Here is a 15780-nt window from a genome sequence, read left to right on the forward strand (position 1 = left end):
GGATCTATCCGGTATTCGGCGCTCGAAAACGATATTCGGCGCGGAGATGACAAGGTAGTCGGGGCGTGGGTCGAACGGTGACGAGAATGCTATGCGCAGGCAAGATCTCGAAGCCATGGATTTTGAAGAACTATGGCTCCTCCACGAGGAGTTGACAAAGATTCTTGCTGAAAAGATCACGGCCGAAAAGCGGGAGTTGGAGAAGCGCCTGGCGCAACTCAATCAACCGGAACAAGTCGGCGGGCCCGAGAGCGGGGCGGCAGAGATGGGTCTAAACCAGCCTCCCCGCCGCAAATACCCGAAGGTCGTACCGAAGTACTTCAACCCCCTCAAACCGACAGAGACTTGGTCTGGGCGTGGCAAACAGCCGCGCTGGCTGGTCGCCGCGCTACAATCAGGACACACATTGGAGGAGTTCAGGATTCACGAGAACGGTGGAGCCTCCAACCAGAATGCGGGTGGTCAGGAGCATTGATAGCCCTGCCACCGCCAATCCCCCCATGCACGAAATCGTCAGATCCACGAATCCGGAAGCTGGCACTCGTTCGGAACGCGGCTAACTGAAAGCGTCCGCCTCGGGTCTGCCGTCCTAACGAAGCAGCTTGTGGTTTAGGCCTTCCCTGCGCGCACCGCGACGGTCGCCTTCAACAGAAATTGCAGGGTTCCCATCCTCGGCAAGGACCACGCTCCACGCCGGCGCGCGGCGGGTTGGATGGTGTCATGTGCCACCTTCCGGTAGTTTCCGAGATCCAGCATCATCATTGCGAGGAAGGGCACACGTGTGGCCGGAAATCGTGCCTGCATCAACTGTCGCATGAACTGCAGACGGGGAATCAGCCGAGAGCGCAACTCCTGCGGAATCTCGACGCCAAGCAACTCTGCAAGAGCGAACAGCTGGGTTTCAACCGCGTTCTTCATCAATGCGCCCGAGACAAGAGAGGTAAGCTCCTTCCAATCGAGGCCCTCGGCAGAATTGCTTATATCGCGCAATTCAACCAGGTGCCGCAGGTCGAGGTCGCCCAACCAATATCCGTAGTCCTGAAATTGATCATGGATGATCAACATGAGCGCCCGGTAGGTAGGCGTGGGGATATACACGCGTCCGCGCCCCAGCGGCGCGGGGATGCAATGGTTCAGCGGGTGCCCGAGGCTCTGGTAGAGGTACGCAGGACCTGGAGCTGCCCGCTGTAGGTCGATGGTCCCGACATCCTGCGAGCGATTCAGCTCGACATGCCATCTCTGGCTTTCGGGAGGGGTCTCATAGTCAATAGCGTAACCAATTCCGCATAGAGCGGAGACTGCCATTCTGGCTTCGTCCGGCATAACCATAATATCCAGGTCAGACATTAGCCGAACGCCTCGTCGCTCCTCGGGCGCGGTCGCCAGTGTCGATGCCCCCTTGAGCATGATCGGCGTAATTCCCAGGCCGTTCATCGCAACGACGGCTTCTTCGAGTTGAGCGACGAGCCGATTGTTGCGCAGCACGTTTCGGCGGTGGATCTGGCGAATATATCCGCAGACGTCCTCCGACAGGATCGGTGCAAATTTATCGACAAAATCAATGAGCGCCGGCGTCGTCAGAGTCTGATTTGCGAGCCCGATGACCGACGTCCACTCGACATCGCCAGGTGGCATGCCTCGCAGGCAGTTGCAGAGGCTCGTCAGCGCCGCGCTATGCCTTGCCATTGCATAGATCCATGAGCACGCGCCGAGCCTCCACGGCCTCGCAGTAGGTGAGTTGAAGCGATCGCGCGCCCGCGACGATCCGCTTCAAAGCGAAAAAGCCGGCCTGCGTAAGTCTTCCGTCGGCCGCAAATGCGTTGTCGATGAGCCGCTTCATCGAATCCAGTTGATCTATCGCGGCTAGTTCGGCCGGACCGCTCGCGACACGGTTCAAGAAGATGATCCAGCTTGCGGAAAAGCATTGGTGGTGCGCATCCGCAATGGGTACGTACCGCACCAGAACGCCGTCGGAGCGGCAATGCGTCGCGTCGTGCCGGCCGCCATATAGTCGCGAGAGCAAGTCCCACGATCCCTCCTTGAGGGTGAGAGCAAACGGGATGCCGCAGATCGCTCCGTCAGCTCCAACCAGCGCAACGTCATCGCCGGCGTACCGAAGTCCGGCGTCCACCAGCTGCAGTGTGAGGGTAGACTTTCCAGCTCCCGGCTGGCCGCACAACAGCAGGCCCATACCGTCCTTCACAAGAGAAGCGGCATGAAGGGAGAAGGTCCAGCGATTGCTTCGAATAAGCCGCTCGGTGATGTGAGCTTTGATCGTGGGGGCCAGTGCTTCGACTTGACATCTGGAGATGCTGGAATCATCTCCGCGCAGGAGCACTTGCTCGTCCAGCATCATTGCCTCGATCGTAACGTCGTCCTCGCCGCCAGCGCTCTGGTCCGAAACACAAAACAGCGAACACAGCCGCCTCAAGAGGTCCCGATTTGCAGCCCGAACCCCTATTCGGTGCCGGCCTAGTACCGCTGAGAAGGCAAAATCGGTCGGCATTCGCCAGTCGACCTCGAGCAACGCTCGATCGATCCAGACATCCACAACCTGTCGTGTGAACTGGCGCGCCGTCTGCTCGTCAATGCCCAGCGTTCCAAGCCCCTTACAGGTGTCTTCCAGAGAGGTGCCTTGCGCCAGCTTGCACCAGATGAATGCCCCTACCCGGTCCAGTTCAAAGATCTTCTGCCCCGCTCCGCTGAAGAGCATTGATCGACCGTCCAGCAGCGCGAACACTGCATCCGAAGCCGGTCTCAACACCATCTCTGCCGACGATCTTTCCAGCACGGCTCCAACCAATGTGAAGAAATCCGCCTCCGCCTGTACCGGCGAAGCGACGACAGCGCCTGAGATGCTAGCGTCGCGGCCCTCGGCAGCCCACGAAGTTCAATCCGAACCGTCCGCGGCGCGACAATTCTCGTCTGCCGGGCATAAGTGACCCAGTCGGTCTCGTTTCGAAACGACAATCCGGTCCGTCATGCCACAGCTGGCCGCCCCTACCCCCTCCCTCCGGAGAAATGTTCAACACCTCCTCTCAAAGATAGCGCGCCCGCGCTCGACCGATGCGCATCCAGAAGGTACCGGTAGGCTTCGCGATCGGCACTGCGTTCTCGCAGAATGCGTTCCTTCTCGCCAATGCCTATCAATTCCGCGCGCATCTGGGCCAACTGCGGCGCATCGTGGTCGAAATCGTACTCGCTAAGATTTAAATCCCACATTGTCTCCTCCAGCCGAACGAAACCTGGACGAGCTTAGCTTACGTGATCGGCAGCAATTAACAACGATATTTACACCATTGCCATATAATCAAAATTAATTTCAGATTTGAACCGAGCACAACCCATCCGTTACCAAAGTCAAATCGCGGCGCGAACCGAACCGATGGCAGGTGGTAAGCGATGGCCTGAGCGTGAATGGCCTGACCTTTCGATGACGGCATCCCGCCGCGACAACCAGCAAAATAAGTCGGTCGAGAGTCGCAAACCGGACCGACAACGCGAATTTAATTGCGCATTAAATCAAAAAAGATAATATTAACGAATTGCGTGAGGGGGAGTGAGACCTGTGATCCGGTTGGCTGATCTGTCCGTCAAGAGGAAGATATTGGCTTCGTTGCGCGCGGAATATTCGGCACGAAGCCGCAGGGATTTGGACATCATAATTGTGAGAGGCCTCCCAGAAGCCTTCGGTTGAGGTCGAAGCCCCATTTCATGGGCCTGCCGGCCAAAGCCGGCGGTATCCCGAGAATTCACCAAGCAGGAATCCGGTCGGTTGGAGAAGCGTCGTCACGAGCAAGCTGCCCTTTGCTCGAACAACGACCCCAGGTGCGATGCCCCCCCAAGTAACCCGCACCGACGAGAGCGCACTCCAGCCGACCGGCCCCTTTTTCAGCAATATGTTTCTGGGAGGCTCACATGGGTATGATCATGGTCGAGTGTCCGCAAACGGGTCGCGCGATTCCCACCGGCATCAAGTCCGATCGCGAGACTTTTCTGCGGAGCATCGTGTTCTTCGGCAATACTCGTTGCCCAATCTGTGAGGCCAATCACAATTGGTTCGCCCGCGAGGCCTGGGTTGAAGAGTCAATCGCCCGGACGGTGGATATCCTTCGGGCGGCTCCTTCGCGCTGATGCAGATATCAAGGCCGCTTCAAAGAGCGCGTCCAAATTCCCTCGTCCGGTGCAAGCATTTTTGCTGCAACGCATCAGAGCGAGAGTGCTCGAAAATATTTCTGCGTATCGTCGTAAAGCGAACGGACGGCTCCGGGATCCATTTCTTAGAAATCACTGGCAAGTCGTAACAAATTCGATCTTCGGGTCACGGATTCGGCAAGGCCTGTTTGGGGTGTTGTAGTGAGTAGTGGGGTTTGCAGTCTGGCTGTTCTGCATCATACAGCGATCGAGCTCGTTAGCCTGCTCGCTCAATTGAAGCATCTCCGGGAGCGAGTGCGAAGGGCGGAAGCACGGCGCTCGGGAGAAAGACGGCCATCGGCGTCGCGTGCGGGAAGGCTCCGAGCAACGAGATATCGCACGCGAAGGATTCCCAAGTCAGTGCATTTCTGATCACCATGCTGGCTGAATTAGAGACCGGTATGGATGCGCAAGGCCTATTCTCCGCAAGCGTGCCGCGTCATGTCTAGCCCGCTTTCGACAGGCGCCGGCCCCCTCGCCTTCGATGGATTTTCTTTTGATCTCCCGGTGCACATTCATGCACACGCCACATTCCAACGAATTGAAAAGCTCAAACTCTCGCTCCAGTCCATCATGGGGGCTACGGAAAAGAGGTAGGTAGCCTTGCGATTCCAATGATTTAACTTACGCCCTCAATGGAAAGAAGCACCGGACGTGTGCACTCCAAACTAGCCGAAATTTTATACCCGCTTTGACCTTTCGGTGCACACGAGAGCCGGAGTGCGTGCACACGCGTGGCGGCCTTCACTCACTCGACATCGAGAATTGCGTACGCGAAGTCGGCAAGCCCCTGGGCCGTGCTTCGCCTGGAACGTTGGCGAAGGCTATAGAACCCTGAGGTCGTGCGATATTTCTGAACTGATATTGCATGATAATCATAATATAAAAGACTATATCGGCTTCGACCGCAGTTCCAATGGGAGGATAAAAATGCGCAGGACTGGTGCACACAATTTTCCGGCAATTGATCGCGTGATCTATGGCAAACCGGCGGCTGAGGCCATCAACGAAGAAGCGGAACGATTGAATGCAAAGCGCGTCTTCCTTATCGTCAGCCGCACCTTGAACACCAAGACCGACGAGATTGAGAGAATCCGGCATGCGCTCAGCGACAAACATGCCGCGACCTTCGACGGAATTGCACAGCACACGACGCGCAAGCAGGCCGCTGAAGTTGCCCTTCATGCCAAGGACGCACGCACAGATCTCGTCGTGGCCGTCGGCGGCGGTTCTGCCGTTGACCTCGCCAAGATCGTCATCATGGCGATGGAGCACGATATCCGCGATGAAGCGGGCTTCGATCCGTTTCCCATGGGCCCGGGCGTGAGCCATTCCCCGTTCCGCGCGCCTGCAGTCCGACAAATCGCCGTGCCGTCAACGCTGAATGGCGGCGAATACAATGCCGCAGCGCTTGTCACCGACGAACGCAACAGGCTGAAGCAGATATTCTTTCACCCCCACATGATGCCGGTGGCGATCGTCCTCGACCCGGCGCTCACGCTTCATACGCCTTCGAGCCTCTGGATGGGATCGGGCACACGCTCCATGGATCACGGCATCGAAGCATTGTGCTCGCCAGCTGGCACCCCCCTTGCCGACGAAGTGGTTCTGGCAGGTATCCGTACGCTGCGCGAGGGAATGCTCCGGACCCTGCAACAACCCGACGATTTCGAAGCGCGCCGCTTGTCTCAATACGGCTCATGGCTTGCCTCCTTTGGGCTGCAGGCACGCGTCCCGATGGGCGCAAGTCACGGCATCGGCCACGTGCTTGGCGGGACTTTTGGCGTTCCTCATTATTATTGCACGCCCGTCATCATGCCGAGCGTTCTACGCTACAACAAGCCGTTCACCGATGACGCACAGAAGCGTTTGGCGGCGGCATTGGGTGCTCCCGGTGGGGACGCGGCAGACGCCTTTGCGGGGTTCGTCAGGCAACTTGGACTACCGGGCCGCCTCGCTGAGGTCGGCATCAGCGAAGACAAGTTCGGCAAGATCAGCGAAATCGCGATCAACCATCGCTTCGTCAAGGCCAATCCGCGCCCCTTCAACGACCAAGCCGAAATCGTCGACCTGCTGCGAATGGCGGCGTAGCTGCCAAGGCAGCGGCCGATGGTAGAGGCACAGTCTCCGCCATCGGCCCGCTCCGCCCAGAAGCCAACGTCGGTTAAGCCGCGCCTCAACCGTCGGCCGAATGCATTCTCTCGCAGTCGCTCGCGACGGGATTGCCCAATGCCTGCCGTCCAGCCTCCAGCAGGAAGTCAGACAGACGCTTGTCGTCGACCGCACGCGCCAACACGATCGACCCGACCATGGTCGCGATTGCGCCGGCGGCCGTCTGTCTCGCATCCGATGATGGCCTCGCCGCGGTCAGCCGCGCGATGATATCGATCATCTTGCCGAGCCCTCGTTCGAGGGTGCGCCGCGCCTCCGGACCCGACCGCCCGATATCCGCGGCCAAAGCGGGCAGCGCGCAACCGCGTCCCGGATCGTCACGGTGGCGGTCACTCAGGTAAGACTCGACAAGTGCGTCGAATCCCTTCGCGGCGGGCAGCCCCTGCGTGAGACTGAGCCAATGCACGATGGTTCGATCCATGGCCAGGGCGAGCCCTTCGACGACCAACGCGTCGCGCGATCTGAAGTAGGCGTAGAAGCTGCCATGCGTCAGATTCGCGAGCTTCATCAGGTCGGCCACACTCAGGCCATCGGCACCGGCCTGGCGCAGACCGCGGGAAGCGCTTTCGACGATGCGCCTGCGGGTATGCTGCCCATGGTCCTTCGGGTAACGCATCGCCTGCTCCGGCTTGGCACAAGATATTAGCTGATGACAATCCCATCATGACCGGAGCTTCTCAGCCCGCGCAGAGACGACGGGATGTCGTCTGCAGTGCGGATCGTCAAGCCGCGGCTTCACGCGACCTTGAGATTGGCCCCGCTATCGGCGTCAAGGAATCCCGTCAGCCTGTCCCTGATCAATCGCTCGGCGTCCGCCATGATGCGGTCGATCAACTCCTTCACGGTCGGAATATCGTGAATGAGTCCGACGACCATGCCGCAGCTCCAGGCGCCCGCGTCCATGTCGCCGTCGATCATCACCTTGGGATAGACGCCCGCCACCTGATCATGGATGTCGTCGATTTTGAGGCTTTTGCCCTTCTCGCGCTCGATCTCGAGCAGATGCTCGACGCCCTTGTTGTTCAGGACCCGCTCGGTATTGCGGAGCGCGCGCATAACGAGCCTGGTGTCGAGCTCGGACGCCGCGACCAGCGCCTTCTTGACGTTCTCGTGCACCGGCGCCTCCTTGGTGGCAATAAAGCGCGTCCCCATGTTCATTCCCGCGGCTCCCATCGCCAGCGCCGCAACCAGGCTGCGTGCGTCGGCCATGCCGCCGGAGGCCACGAACGGGATCTTCAACTCTTCGGCCGCACGCGGCAGCAGGATCATGTTCGGCATGTCATCCTCGCCCGGATGACCGCCGCACTCGAAGCCGTCGACGCTTACGGCATCGCAGCCGATCTGTTCGGCCTTCAGCGAATGCCGGACCGAGGTACACTTGTGGATCACCTTGATCCCGCCCGCCTTCAGGGCCGGCATGTATTGTTCAGGGCTACGTCCGGCCGTCTCGACGATCCTGACGCCGCCCTCCCTGATGGCGGCGATGTACTCCGGATAAGGCGGCGCGCTGAAGGTCGGCAGGAACGTCAGGTTCACGCCGAACGGCTTATCGGTCATGTCCCGGCACCGCGCGATCTCTTTGGCAAGCAGTTCCGGCGTCCGCTGGGTGAGGCCTGTGATCAAGCCGAGCCCGCCGGCGTTGGATACTGCGGCTGCCATTTCGGCGAAGCCGACATAGTGCATTCCGCCCTGGATGATCGGATGCTCGATACCGAACAGTTCAGTGATCGCTGTCTTCACGAATGATCTCCGCGCGTTTCCATCAGTGGATGATTTCAAACAAGCCCGCGGCGCCCATGCCACCACCGATGCACATGGTCACCACGCCGTATTTCGCCTTGCGCCGCCGCCCCTCGATCAGGAGGTGGCCGGTGAGCCGCGAGCCGGTCATGCCATAGGGGTGGCCGATCGCGATCGAGCCGCCATTGACGTTGAGCTTGTCCGGATCGATGCCGAGTTTGTCGCGGCAATAGATCACCTGCACCGCGTAGGCCTCGTTGAGCTCCCAGAGATCGATGTCGTCGATCTTCAAACCATGGCGCTTGAGCAGGCGCGGGATCGCGGCGACCGGGCCGACGCCCATCTCGTCCGGCTCGACGCCGGCGGCGACGAATCCGCGGAAGATACCTAGCGGCTTCAGCCCCTTGACGGCTGCAAACTTGCCGCTCGTGATCACGCAGGCCGAAGCACCGTCCGAGAGCTGGCTGGCATTGCCCGCGCTGATGGTCTTGCCCTCGAACACCGGCTTGATCTTGGCGAGGCCCTCGGCCGTGGTTTCCGGACGCGGGCCCTCGTCTTTCGTGAGCGTCACCTGTTCGTAGGTGACCTCCTTGGTGTCCTTGTTGACGAGCGCCATGCTGGTCGTGAACGGCACGATTTCATCGCTGAAGCGGCCGGCCTGCAGAGCGGCGCCGACGCGGCGCTGGCATTCGAGGCTGTATTCGTCCTGCTTGTCGCGGCCGATCTTGTACCGCTCGGCGACGACCTCCGCCGTATCGAGCATCGACATGTACATTTCGGGCTTCATCGCCATCAGCTCGTCGTCGACGGCGTGAAACTTGTTCATGTGCTCGTTCTGCACGAGGCTGATCGACTCGATGCCGCCGCCGATCGCGACTTCGACCCCATCCAGCATCACCGACCGCGCGGCAACGGCGATGGCCTGCAGGCCGGACGCGCATTGCCGGTCGATCGTGGTGCCGGCCACCGTCACGGGCAGGCCAGCGCGGATCGCGCCCTTGCGCGCAACGTTCATCACCATGGTGCCCTGCTGCATCGCGCAGCCCATCACCACGTCTTCCACCTCGCCCGGCGCGATGCCGGCGCGCTTCACCGCCTCGGCCATCACGTGCCCGGCCATGGTCGGGCCATCCGTATTGTTGAGCGCGCCACGATAGGCCTTGCCGACGGCCGTGCGTGCGGTGGAAACGATCACTGCTTCGGTGGTCATGCTGGCCTCTTCTCTTTACGCGGCCGCATCCAGCTGCGCGTAGCGCAGCACGTGGAATGCGGGATCGCCGAACTGGATGTTGATGGAGGAGATTCGCTTGAAATAGTGTCCGACGTTCAGCTCGTCGGTCATTCCCATGCCGCCGTGAAGCTGCACCGCCTGGTCGGCCACGAACTTGCCGGCATAGCCGATCTTCGACTTGGCCCCGGAGGCGAGCCGCGACAGGCCGGAATCACCGGTGCTGAGGCTGAGACTGAGATGCTGCATCAGGGAGAGCGCCTCCTGATGAGCGATGAACATGTCGACCATCCGATGCTGCAACACCTGGAAGGAGCCGATGGTGGTGCCGAACTGCTTGCGGGTCTTCGAATAGTCCAGCGTGGCGGCATTCAGCTCGCCGATCGCGCCGACGACCTCGGCGCAGAGTGCGCCGATCGCACGGTCACGGCAGGTTTCCAGCGCGGCAACGCCCTCGCCTTCCGCTCCCAGCAATTGCCCGCGGACTTCGCGCAAGCTGATCTCGGCGGCGCGGCGTCCGTCGATCGTCTTGAAGCCTTGGAGATCGACGCCGGCGGCATGGCGGTCGACTACGAACAGGCTGACGCCGTCCCGGTTGCGATTGTCGCCGGCGGTCCGCGCCGAGACGATCAAATGATCCGCCCACGGCGCCGCCATCACCATGGTCTTCTCGCCGCTCAGAACGTAGTCGCCCCCCTCGCGCCGCGCTTTGGTCGCGACGTTGGCGAAATCGAACCGGGAGGCTCTCTCGGTCCAGGCCAGCGCCCAGATCTTGGAGCCGTCGATGATGCCTGGGACGAATCCCTGCTTCTGCTCGGACGTACCAAGCTGCTCGATCAGGCCGCCGGCAAGCACCACCGTTTCGACGAAAGGTTCGACGACGAGGTGACGGCCGAACTCCTGCATGACGATCATGGTCGACAACGAACCGCCGCCGAGGCCGCCGGCGTCCTCGGAGAACGGCGCCGCGAGCAGGCCGAGCTCGGCGAAGGTGTGCCACCGTTTCCGGCTGAAGCCCTCCTCGCTCGCCACGATCTTGCGCCGCGCCTCGAAATCGTACTGGTCGCGCAGAAGGCGCTGAACGCTGGATCGCAGCAACTCCTGCTCTTCCGTGAACTGAATATCCATCCGATCCTCCCGATCCGCCGTGGATTAGAGCCCGAGCACGGCTTTGGCGATGATGTTTCGCTGGATCTCGTTGGATCCGCCGTAGATGCTGAGCTTGCGCGCGTTCAGATATTTCTCGGACGCGGTGTGGCAGTAGTCCGGGCCCGGCATGAAGTGGTTCGCGCTGACCGGATGTTCCCGGATCGCAAGACCATAATTGCCGATCGCGCGGTGCGTGAGCTCGGTGATGTCCCGGAAGATCTCGGTGCCGCGGATCTTGAACAGCGACGCCGCCGGACCGGGATCGATGCCACGCGCCATCTGGCCGACGACGCGCAGTTCGGTCGCTTCCAGCGCCAGCACGTCGAGCTCGACGCGGGCGATGTCGCGCAGAAATTCCAGATGCGCCGGATCGTCGGCCGGTATCTCGGCCCTCACGATCTGCTTGAGCTTCCGGAGATAGCGGGTGGACCGGCCGATCCCCGCCATGCTGGTGCGCTCGTTGCCGAGCAGGAATTTGGCGTACGTCCAGCCCTTGTTCTCCTCGCCGACCAGGTTCTCGACGGGCACGCGGACGTCCTCCAGAAAGACGTCGTTGACCTCGTGACTGCCGTCGATCGTGATGATCGGCCGAACGGTGACGCCGGGCGACTTCATGTTGATCAGCAGGAAGGAGATTCCCGATTGCGGCTTTGCATTCGGATCGGTTCGCACCAGGCAGAAGATCCAGTCGGCGTGCTGGGCCAGCGTGGTCCAGGTCTTGTGCCCGTTGACGACGTAATGGTCGCCCTCGCGCACCGCCTTGGTTCTAACCGTAGCAAGGTCAGAGCCGGAGCCCGGCTCGGAATAGCCCTGGCACCACCAATCCTCGCCGGACAGAATTCGCGGCAGAAACTTCCTCTTCTGCGCCTCGTTGCCGAACGTGTAGATCACCGGCCCGACCATGGTCACGCTGAAGGCAAGCGGCGGCAGCGTTCCCGCCCGGGAGGTTTCCTGCTCAAAGATGAACCGCTGTGTGACCGTCCAGCCCGGCCCGCCATACTCCTTGGGCCACAGCGGCGCGATCCAGCCCTTCTTGTGGAGGATCCGGTGCCAGAGCAGTGATTGCTCCTTGGTCAGGTCGGTCTCCGGATTGGGAACGCGCATCTCCGCCGGATAATTGTCCGCGATGAAGGCGCGCACTTCATCGCGGAAAGCCGCGTCATCAGCAGACAGCGCAAGCTCCATCGGAACGGCCTCCTTACCACTTCTCGCCGAAGGGACGGATTTCCAGCTCGAATGTCCACGCGCTCTTCGGCTGCTGATAAAGCTGCCAATAGGACGCAGCGACGGACGACGGCGGCATCAAGAGATCGGGATCGTCGAGCGCATTCGGACCGAGTGCCTCGAGCCGGCGCTGCCGCACCCATTCCGTATCGACGCCGGAATCGATGATGAGATGCGCGACGTGAATGTTCTTGGGGCCGAGCTCGCGCGCCATCGCCTGGGCCACCGCCCGCAGGCCGAACTTCGCGCTGGCAAAGGCGGCATAACCGCTGCCGCCGCGGAGCGACGCTGTCGCGCCGGTGAAGAAGATCTTGCCGCCGCCGCGAGGCAGCATCAGCCGCGCGGCCTCGCGGCCGGCGAGAAAGCCGGAATAGCAGGCCATCTCCCAGACCTTGCGGAAGACCCGCTCGGTCGTATCGAGGATCGGAAAGTTGACGTTGGCGCCGATGTTGAAGATGCAGACCTCGAGCGGCGCATGCTTGTCGGCATCGGCAAGGAAGGAGATGACCTCCTCCTCCTTGCGGGCATCCAGCGAGCATGCATGGATTTCGCCTCCGGCGGCCTCGATCTCCTTGACGAGCGGCTCGAGCTTGGCCCCGTTCCGGCGCCCGGCGAACACCGTGAAGCCCTCCGAGGCGAACTTCTTGGCGATCTCGCCGCCGATATAGTCGCCGGCACCGATCACTGCGACGGTTGCATTTCTCTTTTGCATGGATCGTCTCCCGGTTGGATTGAACTTCGTTAGCTCGGCGGCTCTATGCCGTCCTTGCGACTGGCCTCGTTTGCTCGAGGATGGACTCCTCGACGTCACGAAGCTGATCCTTGCCGAAGAACATCTCCTTGCCGACGAAGAAGGTTGGCGACCCGAACGCGCCCCGGCTGACGGCATCGTTGGTCAGATCAATCAACCTCTTCTTGACGTCGTCCTGCTGGGCGCGAGCGATCAATCTGTCGATATCGAGCCCCGAAGCCATGAACGCGTTCCGGAAGATTTCGACGTCGTCCATCTGCTTCGGCTCCTCCCACATATGGTGATAGGCCGCACGAAAATAGGACTCGAACACGCCCTCGAACTGGGCTGCCACGGCGCCCCGCATCAGCATCAGCGTGTTGACGGGAAAGAAGGGATTCTGGCGGAATTTCGTGACGTTGTGGCGGCGGATAAACCGCTGGGTCTCGAGCGCCTGATATTCCGGCTTGTTCTTGATCCCACGAAGCGAGTCGAACGGCGACATGTTGCCCGTCGCCTTGTAGATGCCGCCAAGCAAGACCGGAACATAATCGAATTTCGCACCGGTGCGCTGCTCGATGCCCGGAATCGCCACCTCGGCCAGATAAGCGTTCGGGCTGCCGAAATCGAATTGGAATTCAATCTTCAAGGTCATCTCGGCTCCTCCCGCGGAACATGTGCCTGCACTGGCGATCCGGTCGCCGGCCTGACTTTTCTCAAACATACAGTTCTAAAATAGAACTGTCAAACGCTCCCGCAATCTGCTGATTTCGTCTAGTCTGGAAGGGTATTGTTTGGAGTTTAGTACCTATCTAGAATGGCAAATCCGCGCCGGCCTCTGCAACGATTCGAGACGAGGTCCGTGCCGCGGCGGCGACTGGAGTGTGTGGATGAAGTGGAAGGAACTCGAGGAAGAGCCGTGCTCGATGGCCCGAACTATCGGCGTGATCGGCGATCGCTGGACTCTTCTGATCCTGCGCGAGTGTTTTCTGCGCACGCGCCGCTTCGAGGGATTTCAGTCGGCACTTGGAATCACGCGGCATTTGCTTGCCGAACGTCTGAAGAAGTTGGTTCGGCAGGGCATCCTGCGCCGCATTCCCTACCAGGAATCCCCCAAGCGGCACGAATATATCCTGACCCAGAAGGGGCTCGATCTGTATCCGATCATGATGGCAATCGTGCATTGGGGCGATATTCACATGGTCGACGAGCGCGGCCGCCCCTTGCTGCACCAGCATCGCAAGTGCGGAAAAGATTTCGATCCGGTCATGGTGTGCTCCGAATGCGGCGAGCCGCTGTCGGCCAAGGAGGTTCATACTCATCCCGGGCCGGGTGCTCGCAGCGCGCCGGCGGCGGCGGCGCCGACGACCTCGAAAACAAAGGCACGCTCGCGGGCCGCCTGAGGCTCGCGCATCCAAGGCCTCCCGCGGCTGGAGGTGCCGCCAGATGCGATCTGGCGGCCAGGAAGTGAGGAACGACCGCACGGGACAGGCTCGCTCTCAGACCCGGATCACATCGGCGCCAGCTTCGTGGGTGTAGAGACGCTCAACCTGTTCGGATCGAACTTTCAGCACCGCGCGTTGGTTGACATAGGCCTTGTCGGTGATCTCTCCTGCCGCCATTGATGGCGGATCTCTCAGCAGGACGAAGGAGCAGATCCGTTCGCTGCTTCCGACGGTCTCATTGTAGTCTCGAAAGCGATCCAGCAGGAACCCGACCACGGCGGGATCCGCGGTCAAATCCGCACCCGGAGTTTTCGAGATCCGTGCGGCCTCCGTGGGGTTCAACCAGCAGAGCAGCGCGCACGCCTCACGATTTTCGCCCGCGACCACGATGTCGAGCAAGACACCGCGCGTTGCGGCCAGGATTGCCGCGCGCATATTGCCGATCGAGACCCAGGTCCCATTCGCAAGCTTGAAATTCTCGGAAATTCGTCCGGTAAAGCGCAGCCCGAGCTCAGGCTTCTGCGGATCCAGAAACGAGACAGTATCCCCGATGCGATAGAAGCCTTCCTCGTCGAAGGCCATTTCCGTCAAATCCGGCCGCCCGAGATAACCCGGCGTGACGTTGGGTCCCTTGACCCTGACCTCGTAAGTATCCGAGACCGGAATGAGCTTGAGCCGCAGTCCCGGCGCGGGAAGACCGATCTCGCCGGGTCGATCTGTCGCCCAATGGGTCGTACTGATGGTCGGGGCGGTTTCGGTCGTACCGTAACCCGACATGACCGGAATTCGCCGGCCGGTCACCGAGAGTGTCAAGCGATAGAGCTTCTCCAGCGTGTCCTTTGAAATTGCAGCGCCGGCATAACTCATTCGGTCCATCCGCTTGAAGACACTGGCGCCGAGATCGAGATCCTTCTCGACCGCGTCACACAGCAGGTTATAGCCGGCAGGCACGTTGAACATGGCGGTCGGCGACACTTCCTTGAGATTGGCGACAGTCTTATGAAAGAGCTGCGGCAGCGGACGGCCGTCGTCGATATAGAGCGTCCCGCCGTTCTTGAGGATGCCGTGAAGAATGACGTTGCTGCCCATCGTGTGGTGCCAAGGTAGCCACTCCACCTGGACTGGCGCAGCCGGAGGAGACACGAGCAGGCTCCCCATTTGCAGGGAGCTTGCCATCATGCGGTGGGTGTTGAGCACGCCCTTGGGAAAGCCGGTGGAACCCGACGTGAAGAGGATCTTGGCGACAGCGTCGCACGAGACCGCACGAGATGCCCCGGCAAATCCCTCGCACGCGGTTCTGGCTGTCAGGGTGCGGAAGGGCACCGTGTCCGGCGCGCCATCGACGCTGATCCAGGTCGCGGGCGCCAATTCCGGAATGGTGCGGCCTGCGGAAAACTCGCGTCCGCTTTGGACGAACACGAAGCTCGGGCGCAGCACTTCGGCGATGTCCTTGAGACGAGCAAGTCCACCGGGCATCAGTGTGTAGTTTGGCGATATCGACGCCAGGATGACGCCGATTGACATCGCCGCAAACGAAACCACCGCGTTCTCGATCGAGTTTCCGGAGAGGATGGCGAGCTTGTCCGCTGGCTTTGCACCCAGATCAAGCAAGCTCTGGCCCACCGCCTGGACCTGAGACCATGCCTCGCTGTAGGTGATCTCGTCCCACCCGCCTTTCGCGTTGCGCTGCGCGAGGAATATCCGGTCCGGGGCGGCGCTTGCCCAGTTCGGCAAGAAGTCCGTGATACGCCAATCACATGGCTTCCACTCCAGGGGTGAGCTCAATATCAGCGCGCCATCTGGTCGGCGCTCCATTGAAACCTCGCGCGGCGCAAACGTCAGTGCCTTCGTCGACATAATTGATCTCCTGAAGTACCGGAATGGCGATCGCACCAGTT

At 60.9% G+C, this 15780-nt stretch carries 15 protein-coding genes; 5 read left to right on the forward strand and 10 right to left on the reverse strand.

What is annotated here, in order from left to right; translation table 11 throughout:
- Window positions 1–91: 91 nt before the first annotated feature.
- Window positions 92–475, forward strand: a complete 384-nt coding sequence (locus tag AABA86_RS14725; protein ID WP_338307303.1) for an H-NS histone family protein — start codon at window positions 92–94, stop codon at window positions 473–475.
- 134 nt (window positions 476–609) lie between these two features.
- Here the strand turns inward: AABA86_RS14725 and AABA86_RS14730 are convergent, their stop codons facing one another.
- On the reverse strand, window positions 610–1686 hold the full coding sequence (locus AABA86_RS14730) for a nucleotidyltransferase family protein (protein WP_338307304.1): 1077 nt from the start codon (window positions 1684–1686) through the stop codon (window positions 610–612).
- The gene (locus tag AABA86_RS14735) at window positions 1673–2791 is read right to left on the reverse strand and encodes a serine/threonine protein kinase (protein ID WP_338307305.1); all 1119 of its coding nucleotides are present in this window, start codon (window positions 2789–2791) and stop codon (window positions 1673–1675) included. The genes AABA86_RS14730 and AABA86_RS14735 overlap by 14 nt, the downstream gene beginning before the upstream one ends.
- Window positions 2792–3066: 275 nt before the next feature.
- Here AABA86_RS14735 and AABA86_RS14740 point away from each other — a divergent pair, with 275 nt between their 5' ends.
- The 3 genes from AABA86_RS14740 to AABA86_RS14750 all read left to right on the forward strand — a co-directional run bounded on the left by AABA86_RS14740 (window position 3067) and on the right by AABA86_RS14750 (window position 6285).
- The gene (locus AABA86_RS14740) at window positions 3067–3213 is read left to right on the forward strand and encodes a hypothetical protein (RefSeq protein ID WP_338307306.1); all 147 of its coding nucleotides are present in this window, start codon (window positions 3067–3069) and stop codon (window positions 3211–3213) included.
- A gap of 705 nt (window positions 3214–3918) precedes the next feature.
- A complete protein-coding gene (locus AABA86_RS14745) occupies window positions 3919–4134 on the forward strand; it encodes a hypothetical protein (protein WP_212252421.1) in 216 nt (71 codons plus the stop codon).
- 990 nt (window positions 4135–5124) lie between these two features.
- On the forward strand, window positions 5125–6285 hold the full coding sequence (locus tag AABA86_RS14750; protein ID WP_212252423.1) for an iron-containing alcohol dehydrogenase: 1161 nt from the start codon (window positions 5125–5127) through the stop codon (window positions 6283–6285).
- Between the two features lie 85 nt (window positions 6286–6370).
- Here the strand turns inward: AABA86_RS14750 and AABA86_RS14755 are convergent, their stop codons facing one another.
- The 7 genes from AABA86_RS14755 to AABA86_RS14785 all read right to left on the reverse strand — a co-directional run bounded on the left by AABA86_RS14755 (window position 6371) and on the right by AABA86_RS14785 (window position 13092).
- Window positions 6371–6982 (reverse strand): TetR/AcrR family transcriptional regulator, encoded by a 612-nt coding sequence (locus tag AABA86_RS14755; protein WP_338307307.1) that lies wholly within the window; start codon window positions 6980–6982, stop codon window positions 6371–6373.
- 119 nt (window positions 6983–7101) lie between these two features.
- Window positions 7102–8106: an NAD(P)H-dependent flavin oxidoreductase gene (locus tag AABA86_RS14760; RefSeq protein WP_212252426.1), complete on the reverse strand. Its 1005-nt coding sequence runs from the start codon at window positions 8104–8106 to the stop codon at window positions 7102–7104.
- A 22-nt stretch (window positions 8107–8128) separates the two neighbouring features.
- The gene (locus AABA86_RS14765; RefSeq protein ID WP_338307308.1) at window positions 8129–9316 is read right to left on the reverse strand and encodes an acetyl-CoA C-acyltransferase; all 1188 of its coding nucleotides are present in this window, start codon (window positions 9314–9316) and stop codon (window positions 8129–8131) included.
- 15 nt (window positions 9317–9331) lie between these two features.
- Window positions 9332–10462, reverse strand: a complete 1131-nt coding sequence (locus AABA86_RS14770; protein ID WP_338307309.1) for an acyl-CoA dehydrogenase family protein — start codon at window positions 10460–10462, stop codon at window positions 9332–9334.
- Between the two features lie 24 nt (window positions 10463–10486).
- A complete protein-coding gene (locus AABA86_RS14775) occupies window positions 10487–11668 on the reverse strand; it encodes an acyl-CoA dehydrogenase family protein (protein WP_338307310.1) in 1182 nt (393 codons plus the stop codon).
- Between the two features lie 13 nt (window positions 11669–11681).
- Window positions 11682–12419 carry an SDR family oxidoreductase gene (locus AABA86_RS14780; RefSeq protein ID WP_038970433.1) on the reverse strand — a complete coding sequence of 246 codons (738 nt, stop codon included), beginning with the start codon at window positions 12417–12419 and terminating at the stop codon, window positions 11682–11684.
- A 43-nt stretch (window positions 12420–12462) separates the two neighbouring features.
- Window positions 12463–13092: a 2-hydroxychromene-2-carboxylate isomerase gene (locus tag AABA86_RS14785; protein WP_338307311.1), complete on the reverse strand. Its 630-nt coding sequence runs from the start codon at window positions 13090–13092 to the stop codon at window positions 12463–12465.
- Between the two features lie 235 nt (window positions 13093–13327).
- On the opposite strand from AABA86_RS14785, the gene AABA86_RS14790 reads away from it, so the two are divergent.
- A complete protein-coding gene (locus tag AABA86_RS14790; RefSeq protein ID WP_028143607.1) occupies window positions 13328–13840 on the forward strand; it encodes a winged helix-turn-helix transcriptional regulator in 513 nt (170 codons plus the stop codon).
- 96 nt (window positions 13841–13936) lie between these two features.
- Here AABA86_RS14790 and AABA86_RS14795 read toward each other — a convergent pair whose 3' ends face one another.
- On the reverse strand, window positions 13937–15739 hold the full coding sequence (locus tag AABA86_RS14795; protein ID WP_338307312.1) for an AMP-binding protein: 1803 nt from the start codon (window positions 15737–15739) through the stop codon (window positions 13937–13939).
- Window positions 15740–15780 lie beyond the last annotated feature (41 nt).

It is taken from the genome of Bradyrhizobium sp. TM233, from assembly GCF_036247965.1.
GTDB classification, from domain to species: Bacteria; Pseudomonadota; Alphaproteobacteria; order Rhizobiales; family Xanthobacteraceae; genus Bradyrhizobium; species Bradyrhizobium ottawaense.

Coding starts and splice junctions, on each gene's coding strand:
- AABA86_RS14795 (WP_338307312.1), bottom strand. CDS start 15,739: ATGTCGACGAAGGCACTGACGTTTGCGCCGCGCGAGGTTTCAATGGAG.
- AABA86_RS14740 (WP_338307306.1), top strand. CDS start 3,067: ATGCGCATCCAGAAGGTACCGGTAGGCTTCGCGATCGGCACTGCGTTC.
- AABA86_RS14765 (WP_338307308.1), bottom strand. CDS start 9,316: ATGACCACCGAAGCAGTGATCGTTTCCACCGCACGCACGGCCGTCGGC.
- AABA86_RS14785 (WP_338307311.1), bottom strand. CDS start 13,092: ATGACCTTGAAGATTGAATTCCAATTCGATTTCGGCAGCCCGAACGCT.
- AABA86_RS14725 (WP_338307303.1), top strand. CDS start 92: ATGCGCAGGCAAGATCTCGAAGCCATGGATTTTGAAGAACTATGGCTC.
- AABA86_RS14770 (WP_338307309.1), bottom strand. CDS start 10,462: ATGGATATTCAGTTCACGGAAGAGCAGGAGTTGCTGCGATCCAGCGTT.
- AABA86_RS14745 (WP_212252421.1), top strand. CDS start 3,919: ATGGGTATGATCATGGTCGAGTGTCCGCAAACGGGTCGCGCGATTCCC.
- AABA86_RS14730 (WP_338307304.1), bottom strand. CDS start 1,686: ATGGCAAGGCATAGCGCGGCGCTGACGAGCCTCTGCAACTGCCTGCGA.
- AABA86_RS14775 (WP_338307310.1), bottom strand. CDS start 11,668: ATGGAGCTTGCGCTGTCTGCTGATGACGCGGCTTTCCGCGATGAAGTG.
- AABA86_RS14755 (WP_338307307.1), bottom strand. CDS start 6,982: ATGCGTTACCCGAAGGACCATGGGCAGCATACCCGCAGGCGCATCGTC.
- AABA86_RS14790 (WP_028143607.1), top strand. CDS start 13,328: ATGAAGTGGAAGGAACTCGAGGAAGAGCCGTGCTCGATGGCCCGAACT.
- AABA86_RS14780 (WP_038970433.1), bottom strand. CDS start 12,419: ATGCAAAAGAGAAATGCAACCGTCGCAGTGATCGGTGCCGGCGACTAT.
- AABA86_RS14750 (WP_212252423.1), top strand. CDS start 5,125: ATGCGCAGGACTGGTGCACACAATTTTCCGGCAATTGATCGCGTGATC.